Source organism: Okeania sp. (assembly GCF_983059655.1).
Genome location: NZ_CEZPJD010000334.1, coordinates 1 through 8,407, shown reverse-complemented (window position 1 = coordinate 8,407; position 8,407 = coordinate 1). Strand labels below are relative to the sequence as shown.

At 34.1% G+C, this 8,407-nt stretch carries 5 protein-coding genes; 1 reads left to right on the top strand and 4 read right to left on the bottom strand.

The features are described from left to right. Nucleotides 1-713 precede the first annotated feature (713 nt). From AC3DU7_RS18370 to AC3DU7_RS18360, 3 genes are all read right to left on the bottom strand, one after another. Nucleotides 714-1,562, bottom strand: coding sequence for a S1 family peptidase (locus tag AC3DU7_RS18370; protein ID WP_488040762.1), 849 nt, complete (start codon nucleotides 1,560-1,562; stop codon nucleotides 714-716). A 62-nt stretch (nucleotides 1,563-1,624) separates the two neighbouring features. Beyond that, complete coding sequence (locus AC3DU7_RS18365; RefSeq protein WP_488040761.1) at nucleotides 1,625-2,428, bottom strand: COP23 domain-containing protein; 804 nt, start codon at nucleotides 2,426-2,428, stop codon at nucleotides 1,625-1,627. 194 nt (nucleotides 2,429-2,622) lie between these two features. Further along, a complete protein-coding gene (locus AC3DU7_RS18360; protein ID WP_488040760.1) occupies nucleotides 2,623-3,366 on the bottom strand; it encodes a COP23 domain-containing protein in 744 nt (247 codons plus the stop codon). 695 nt (nucleotides 3,367-4,061) lie between these two features. Here AC3DU7_RS18360 and AC3DU7_RS18355 point away from each other — a divergent pair. Then, on the top strand, nucleotides 4,062-4,202 hold the full coding sequence (locus AC3DU7_RS18355; RefSeq protein ID WP_488040759.1) for a hypothetical protein: 141 nt from the start codon (nucleotides 4,062-4,064) through the stop codon (nucleotides 4,200-4,202). Between the two features lie 384 nt (nucleotides 4,203-4,586). On the opposite strand, the gene AC3DU7_RS18350 is transcribed toward AC3DU7_RS18355, so the two are convergent. Further along, the gene (locus tag AC3DU7_RS18350) at nucleotides 4,587-6,998 is read right to left on the bottom strand and encodes a GumC family protein (RefSeq protein WP_488040758.1); all 2,412 of its coding nucleotides are present in this window, start codon (nucleotides 6,996-6,998) and stop codon (nucleotides 4,587-4,589) included. Between the last annotated feature and the right edge of the window lie 1,409 nt (nucleotides 6,999-8,407).

Here is an 8,407-nt window from a genome sequence, read left to right as displayed (position 1 = left end):
CTGAAAAAGTCTTTTTGCGCTCGGCAGGGAGTAGGGAGTAGGGAGTAGGGAGTAGAGAGTAGTGAAGAGTCAAGAGGAATCAGGAGTTGCAGAGGACGTACAAAGGAAAAATTATCCCAAGATTTTTCTGCTTCTATACTTACATCAATACTCACTTTTTGAGCTTCCTTAGGCAAAAACCTGGTACTTTTTCACTACCCAAAAAGGCCAAACCCTTTATATATCAAGACTTTTATATTTAATCAGCAAACCCTAATTACAGTCCAGTAGGGTGTGTTAGCGGTAGCGTAACGCACCAAAAACCTATATCTATAATGTTAGTGCGTAAGTCTTGTACATTAAGCATAAATAGTTGATAGAGTTAGATAATATCATGTCCTATGTAGCGTAACGCACCAAAAACCTATATCTATAATGTTAGTGCGTAAGTCTTGTACATTAAGCATAAATAGTTGATAGAGCTAGATATAGCGCTTCGCGCAAGGCAAAAGTCAAAAGTCAAAAGTTAAAAGTAATCCCTCACTGAGTTTAAGCCTTTGTAAATGTCCTAACCTTTGTTTCGACTGCTATAATATCATGTCCTATGTAGCGTAACTGAGCAAAAACCTATATCTATAATGTTAGTGCGTAAGTCTTGTACATTAAGCATAAATAGTTGATAGAGCTAGATAATATCATGTCCTATATGGTGCGTTACATTTCATTAACGCACCCTACTTGACTTCAAAATTATTAATATTAGTCTTGACTATCTCTGAAAAATTATTCTGTTGATTCAACTTAGTAATAGGAATTGCCCAACTAACACCAACCAATTCATCTAGTAACTCTTCCGATGGTTGACTACCATCAGAAAATCGATAAGCATCAAAGCCACCAAAAGCATATTTTGCCCTACCAATAATTCCAACTAATTCACCATTTTGATTCAAAACTGGTCCTCCACTCATCCCAATTTCAATCTCATTACTCATGCCAATTTTATAACCTCTCTCTAAGGATAAATTAAGTAGATGAATAACTTTACCTTGGGTCAAATTATATGGTTTAATTCCTAAATCTACAGTAGGGACTAAATTTACTGCTTTCTTTTCATAGTTAGGAAATCCAGCTACATAAACTTGTTCTCCTAAACTCAAGTTCCAATTAACATTAACAGCAGCAACTTGGTACTCATTATTTGTGGAAAATTTAACTATTGCTAAATCAAGTTCTCTAAAATTAAATGTAGTATCTCTCTGAGCATAATATTTCTTTCCATCTACAGTTAAAACTGCCAATTTATTTTCTTGATTTGAATCAAGTACATGAGCGCAAGTTAGAATAAAATACTCAGTTCCTTTCCGAGAAATAATCACTCCCGAACCAGCAATATTTTCTCCTAATAATCTAACAGTTAGAGGTTTAGCGATCGCCTCCACAGTGGGATTATATTTAATAGTAGAAACAGAAACTGCCTGAATTTGTGGGAGATTCACTTCTTCAGGTTTTGATGCTACCTGATAAAGACAAAATTCCAAAAAAGTTGGAATAATTGCCATTAAACTTATTAGTTGTTTCATTTGATTTAGTGGAAGTTTATTTAGTCTCTAATTTTTTTGTTTGACAACTCTAAGTTCGAGCTTTAAAACTCCCGATTTTCCATTTTTTTTTGCTCTTCTATAACTTGATAAATCAAATTTTCCATATCCACCTCCAGCATTTTTTCCTGATTTACTGATGATGCTTTCAATCCATCAATAACCGCCAATTTTTCTACCCATTCAAGGCTTTGATTTTCCTCATTTTCAGCATCGTTACTTTCAATTATTAACGAAGCACTAGCGTTACCTTTGAGAGAACTTACTAAATTCATCAAAATTTTACCGTTAGTACCTCTGTTACTATTTCTAAGAGTCCACAACAAATTACTAGAATTACAACTTCCTGCTTTCGCTGCACAAACTACAGCGGCACCATTAACAACTCCTTCACTTAAAGGAGGCATATTTGGTTTTCCTCTCCTCAGAAAATGCTGATTAAATCTATCTGTAACTGCCCGACAACGAACTTCTGGAGTATACTTGTCACCAAATTCTACCGAACCTGTCTGTGTCCATTGAATTAGAGGTCTTTTCGTCGCTTCCTTCCAGGATGTAACTATTTCACCCTGACGACTACGACGTGCTTGATATACAACTAATGCAGTTTGATTTTCTGGCGTACAATCAAACTCATATTTGTATGCGTAACGGCGACTGTAACGTATCTTTTGAGGGTTAACTGAACGAGTAGGAATATTATCTACCTCCTCATCAGATGTACTAAGTTGAGTAACTGTAGTATTTAAGTTTGTGAGTTGAGCAAAACTGGACTGTACTTTTATAACTAGGAGTTGAGCAGCGATCGCTACTGTACAGACCATAGGTAATATTTTTCGGTGTTCCATAATTAATATTTCCTAGAATATATATAGATATAGGAGTGAAAAAGATACCGACTTTTTGCAAGAGTAGGCAACAGGCAACAGGCAACAGGGAATAGATAGATTTTCACAGTCAAAGATTACGAAAAATATGCTTGAGGTAATTATCAATTATCCATTATCCATTATCAATTAATGAATCCCTACTCCCTCTTTTATTATTCAGGAAGTTTATCTTCCTCATCAAATTTTTCGCTTTCTTGTTCAATAATGGCATCAATTATATTTTCCATATTAACTTCTGAAGGTAATTCTTCATCTTCATCTTGACTTTCTATAATTACGGTACTGCTAGCTTCACCTCGAAGTGCACTCAATAGTTGTCGAATAATTTGACCATTGGAATTTTGATTGTTATTTCTCAGAGTCCACAGAACATTATTTTGATTACAATCTCCTTCTGGTGCAGCACAAACCACTGCCTTCTTGTTAATAATTCCTTCACTTAATGGTGGTAGTCTTGGTCTACTTTCATTACGCAGGAAGTGATAGTTAAAATTAGCTGTAGCTGTTTGACAACGATTTTGAGGAGTCAGTCTACTATCTAATTCTGTTGCTCCTGCTTGAGTCCATTGAATAAGTGGTCGATCGGTAATTTTTTTCCACGCAGATACTATATTCCCTCTACGGTTTCGTCGTGCTTGATAAATGGCTAAAACTGTTTGATTATTTGAGTTACATTCAAATCTATATCTAATGGCACGACGACGACTGTAACCTGTATTTTGATTACTAGGGGACTGAGTGGAAGTACTCGTTTGAGCCTTTTTAGGTTTATTTTCTTGAGCTACTATAATATTAGACTGAAATATAGTGCCTATTTGAGCTTGTGCCGTTATTGTTGACAATAATTGATATGTTACTAAACCTGCACAAGCTATAGATAATAGGTATTGATTCATTTAAAAAAAACCTCCAATTTACCCCATTTACCTAATACCGTTTCACGGAAGTTATAAGTTATAAGTCAAAAGTCAAAAGCGAGTGTGTAATTCTGAGGTCTCCTCAGAATATAAGACACACTCAAGACAGTCAAAAGTCAAAAGTAAGAATTTATCAACTCAGAACTTTGATGATACAGTAATTTCAGGAAATTGTTTAACATTTAAAGTTTGAAACTATTTGTGACATCTTTAAAAGTTAATTGGTATAAGCACTGGGCAGAGATAGTAGTAGGAACTTAGGAATTGAATTAGGATATTGTTTGGAGCAATACTCCATAAACTAAATATAGTAAATACCTAACTAAATTTTTCTGAGATTAATTTTTTCTTGAAATTAGTAATATCTGATTAAGCAACCAATAATAAAATCAAATATTTCGGCAGAAGTTCCAAAATATTAGTAAATCTATAAATTTATTCTGTATCTATCATTATTTTCGACAGAATATCAAGATAATTTTATCTACAAATAAATCCTTCATAAAGTACATCCTAAGTCTTATATAAAATTAGGTTATGGAGTAATCGCAAAATGACTTCTTCTTAATATTATAGATGTTCTATTTAAGACGAATTTAAAAATTTAATAGTTTAAGTCCTTTCTTTCTCCATGCTTTCTGACTCCTGACTCCCCCTCCTGGGAGAGGTTAGGGGTGGAAAGTCAAAAGTTAAAAGTTAAAAGTCAAAAGTTAAAAGTCAGAATTATCCAGAAATTATCAATTATTCCTCTTCTGGGAGGCAGGGCTAATTCATTGTCGCGCCTAGAATATTTACAACTGTATATTTTTGGTTAACTCACTCTAGTGGCGCGTCAAGCTAAAAATAGTGTATTAGATTTTTGCTCAAAGGCTTGAAGAGTAAGCATTGTATTATTTTCAGGACTTACGCAAAGGCTCTACTTGTAGGGTGTGTTAGCGTAGCGTAACGCACCTTTACCCCCATGGGTGGTGTGTCTGCGTAAGTCCTGATTTTCCTAAAACACCATTTAAGGCTTGACGCGCCACTAGCAAGATGTACAAAATTTCAAAGGATACAATTTTTCTCTCTTGACGATAAATTGATCTTACTCCCCTACTCCCCCACTCCCCCACTCCCCCACTCCCTCACTCCCTCACTCTCCTACTTCTGGGAGGGGTTAGGGGTGGGTTTCCTGTTCCCTCTTTTCTGGAGATGTCTATTTAACGTGACTGAACATACTCATAATCATAATATCTCTGATAATAAGAATCAGCTCGATCGCCATTACCAACTATTCCCAACATCGGTACACCTGCCATACTCAAGTCATCTAGAGCTAAACTTAAAGCTTCTCGCTCTGTCTTACCTAATCCCACTACTAACATTAATCCATTAGTACAAGCTGATAATAAACTAGCATCTGCTCGACCCAATAATGGTGCTGTGTCACAAATAACTAAATCAAAATTTGTAGCTGCATCTTGAATTAATTGGTGCATCTGCCTTGAGGACAAAATTTTTGTTGGGTCTGGCGGAATAGGGCCAGATGTTAAAACAAACAGATTTTCATCTACGGGCGATCGCTGAATTGCAGTTTCTATTGGCATACCATCGGCAATTATACTACTCAAACCCTCTTGATTAGAAAGTCCCATCATATTATGAATCTGTGGACAACGTAGATCGGCATCTATTAATAGTACCCGTTGACCCATAGCGGCAGCTGCCCTGGCCAAATGACCTGCTACTGTAGATTTACCATCTCCTGGTGTTGCGGAACTAATGACAAAAGAATGAATGGGATTTTCTATATTTAGGAGACGAATATTAGCATTTAAAGTGCGGAAGGCTTCTTGAAAAGCTGAAGGATATAATACTAAAGATGAACTGTTATTTTCTTTTAGTTCATCGTTCATCCAATTTCTTTGTTCATGTATAGGAATTATTCCTAGCAATGGCAACCCAATAGATTTTTTGACTTCTTTTGGTGTTTGAAAAACGTCTTGTTGAAATCCTTCTCCCAATTTAGCTAATAATATTCCTAATGCTAATCCTGTTACTCCTCCAAGGGCAAGATTTAATATCATATTTGGAGAGACTGTTACTAACTGACCATTTTGAGTTTTTAGCAATTCTGGTGGTGCAATTAATTCCCAAGGTTGTACTTTTTCAAATACTACTTCTATCTGTAGTTGCTGTTGTTTTTCTAATAAATCTTTGAGTATATTATTTGAATTTTTTAATTCTTGCTGAATTTCTTGATAACTCCCTACTACTTCTGGCATTTTTGCAATATATTCATTTAATTTTGCCTCAGCTTCATCTAATACTTTACTCCGTACTTCCAGAACTTCAATTTGATTAGCAGCCAAAATCATTTTATGAATTAACTCTAAGCGAACTGAGTCTTGAAAAGCTAAAGCTTTTTTACTTACTTCTTCTATATCTCTGCCAATAACTTTTTCTGCTTCTTGATTTAACAAAGGTAGTAATTTTTCTCTTTGTTGATATAAAGCTTGCATTTGAGGTGCTTTTTCTTTAAATCGAGCTGATTCTAGAGCAATTGTTGTTTCTACTTCCTGTAATTGATTTAGTAATGATTGATATCTTGCTGCTTGACTTAAAGCTGAAGCAATCAAAGCTTCTTCTGGATTAATTCCCAACTGACTCTGTAGCATGGTATAGAGCGATCGCTGTTGGTCTAATAATATTTTATTCTCTAGTTTTTGTGATTGAATTTGATTACTTTCTGCTGCTAATTCTTGACTTTTAAGCTCTGGGTTAATAAACAAATATTCCTGCTGTAGTTGTTGTAATTTCTGCCGTAGTTCTTTGTTTTTTTGTCGATTTTTTGAAATTTCTTCTTCAATAAAATCCAATCCTTTATCAGTATTAGTTTTCCGGTCATTTTGACCATATTCACTGTAAGCTGCTGCTAGTTTATCTAAGACAAACTTGATTTTTTTTGCATCCGAATCTCGATAACTAACTTCTATAATTTTTGTATTTTCTAATCTTTCAATTTTTAGTTTCTCTTGATTTAAAAGTTGTCTTTCTGGTTTTTTAAACAAAGAATTATAATTTACTTCCGGATATTCTTTTTGTATCTCCGCAATTATTGGCAGCATAAATTGCGGACTTTTTAATACTTGAATTTGAGATTGATAATCTAAGCCATACTTATCTAATTCTTGATTTTGTTGAATATTTTGGTTGGGATATGAAGTAATTTTCTCTTGCCCTGTTCCATAAAGAATTTTGGCTGCTTGTTGTTCCCAATTTTCTTGATTTTTTGTAATTAATTTTTGTGGTTCTGTACCTAATTGATAATTAACTGAATTGGTAATTGTAACTGGTTCAACTAATATTTTAAATGTTCCCTGATATGTAGGAATCTGATTTAAAGTCCAGAAATATGCTCCTGTTGTTGTGGTAGTTGCTACACTGAAAATCAAGAAAAAACGATTACATACTAAGTTCCAAATCTTATTTTCTTTTTGAGATAATTTTTCCTCTAGTTGATGAAATTCAGCTTCATAAATATATTGATTATGAGTAAAATTTTTCCTCTGATTTAAGAGTTGACCGTGATTATTATATAAAGATAATTGAGATTTTTTTTCGGGTTCCATATCTATAAAGTTAAAAATTAAAAATAAAGTTATTACTGTGACTCAAGCAAGATACATTTAAGAATATTCCATGGCAGACCTGAAACTGCTATATCCATTTATTCAATAATTTTTATTTTTAAGTTAAGATGTATTTTTATTTTATACTATCTGTTGCCTATTGCCTTTCTCCAAATTAGGATATATTGCCTAAATGTTTAACAAATTTTTAACAGCTTAATAGACATTTCTAAAATTACATAAAGCTTTGAGCAAACCCTTGTATAGACATTTTATATCAAATCCGGTGGCATCGGTGTAATAAGATAGTGAATCAGAATCCAGCAATTCTGCAATCCAGAATTTCCTACGGAATGCTCCGCAAACAGAAGGGAAGAGAATTCAGAATTCTTTCCACTCTGGGTGAAGATGGAATATTTTTTTATACCGAATTAAAGGGATTTGATATTACAGAACATCCCTAGATTTTTTTTTCATAAATGTCTATCTAATCAATAAAACTTAAGCAAAAGAATGTATTTTGATTGTTACTACTGGAGTTTAGACTAAATTTTGGGGTCTTCAGATAGTTTGCTCAGAAGCAATGAAAACTTGAAACTCAGAACCCTTAGAGAATATAAGGGGTGCAGATGTTTTCAATGCAGTTGATTATTTTTCTTTTTTGGCGAGGCAAGGGTGAAGCTGACTTTATTTAAACTATTCAAAAAGTCTTTCCAGGGCAAAATTAACCCATAGCACAACCTGTGGATAATTGACTGAAAAGTCTTTGCAATGCTGCAATGCGAAATAGTTTCAGTCTTGTTGGCCTATCTCAGTATTCTCCCTCGGCAAGTTTCCGGCCTGCCTTAATTAGTCTAAACTCCAGTTACTAGGAATAACAGAACAATCTCAAGCTAATTTTTTTGTTTCTAATGTACAGATGTGCAAATCCTGATAAATACAGCCTATAGCAATATGATTTAAGTTTTGAAATATTGGCAACTTCTAGGGAACAGGGAACAGGGAACAGGGAACAGAGAAGAAGAAAAAAATGTATCATCACTTTTAAGGAACACCTCAATTCTTACAACTGATTCCTGATTGCTATATTTCATATTAGTGAGGTAAACCAGTCGCGGGCAAGATGCCCGCACTACAAAGACTTTACCATTTATATTTGTACCTCATTTACCTCTCCTAGATAACTAAAACTTTTCCTTTTAGTGAGGTACACCAGTTGCGGGCAAGATGCCCACACTACAAAGACTTTACCATTTATATTTGTACCTCATTTACCTCTCCTAGATAACTAAAACTTTTCCTTCTTCCTTCCTTCTCTCCTAAGATAACTAACTAAAACTTTTTTCTTCTTCCCTCTTCCTTCCAACCTAATCAAAAATATCTAAAAATACTCCTAAAATTCTATTAAT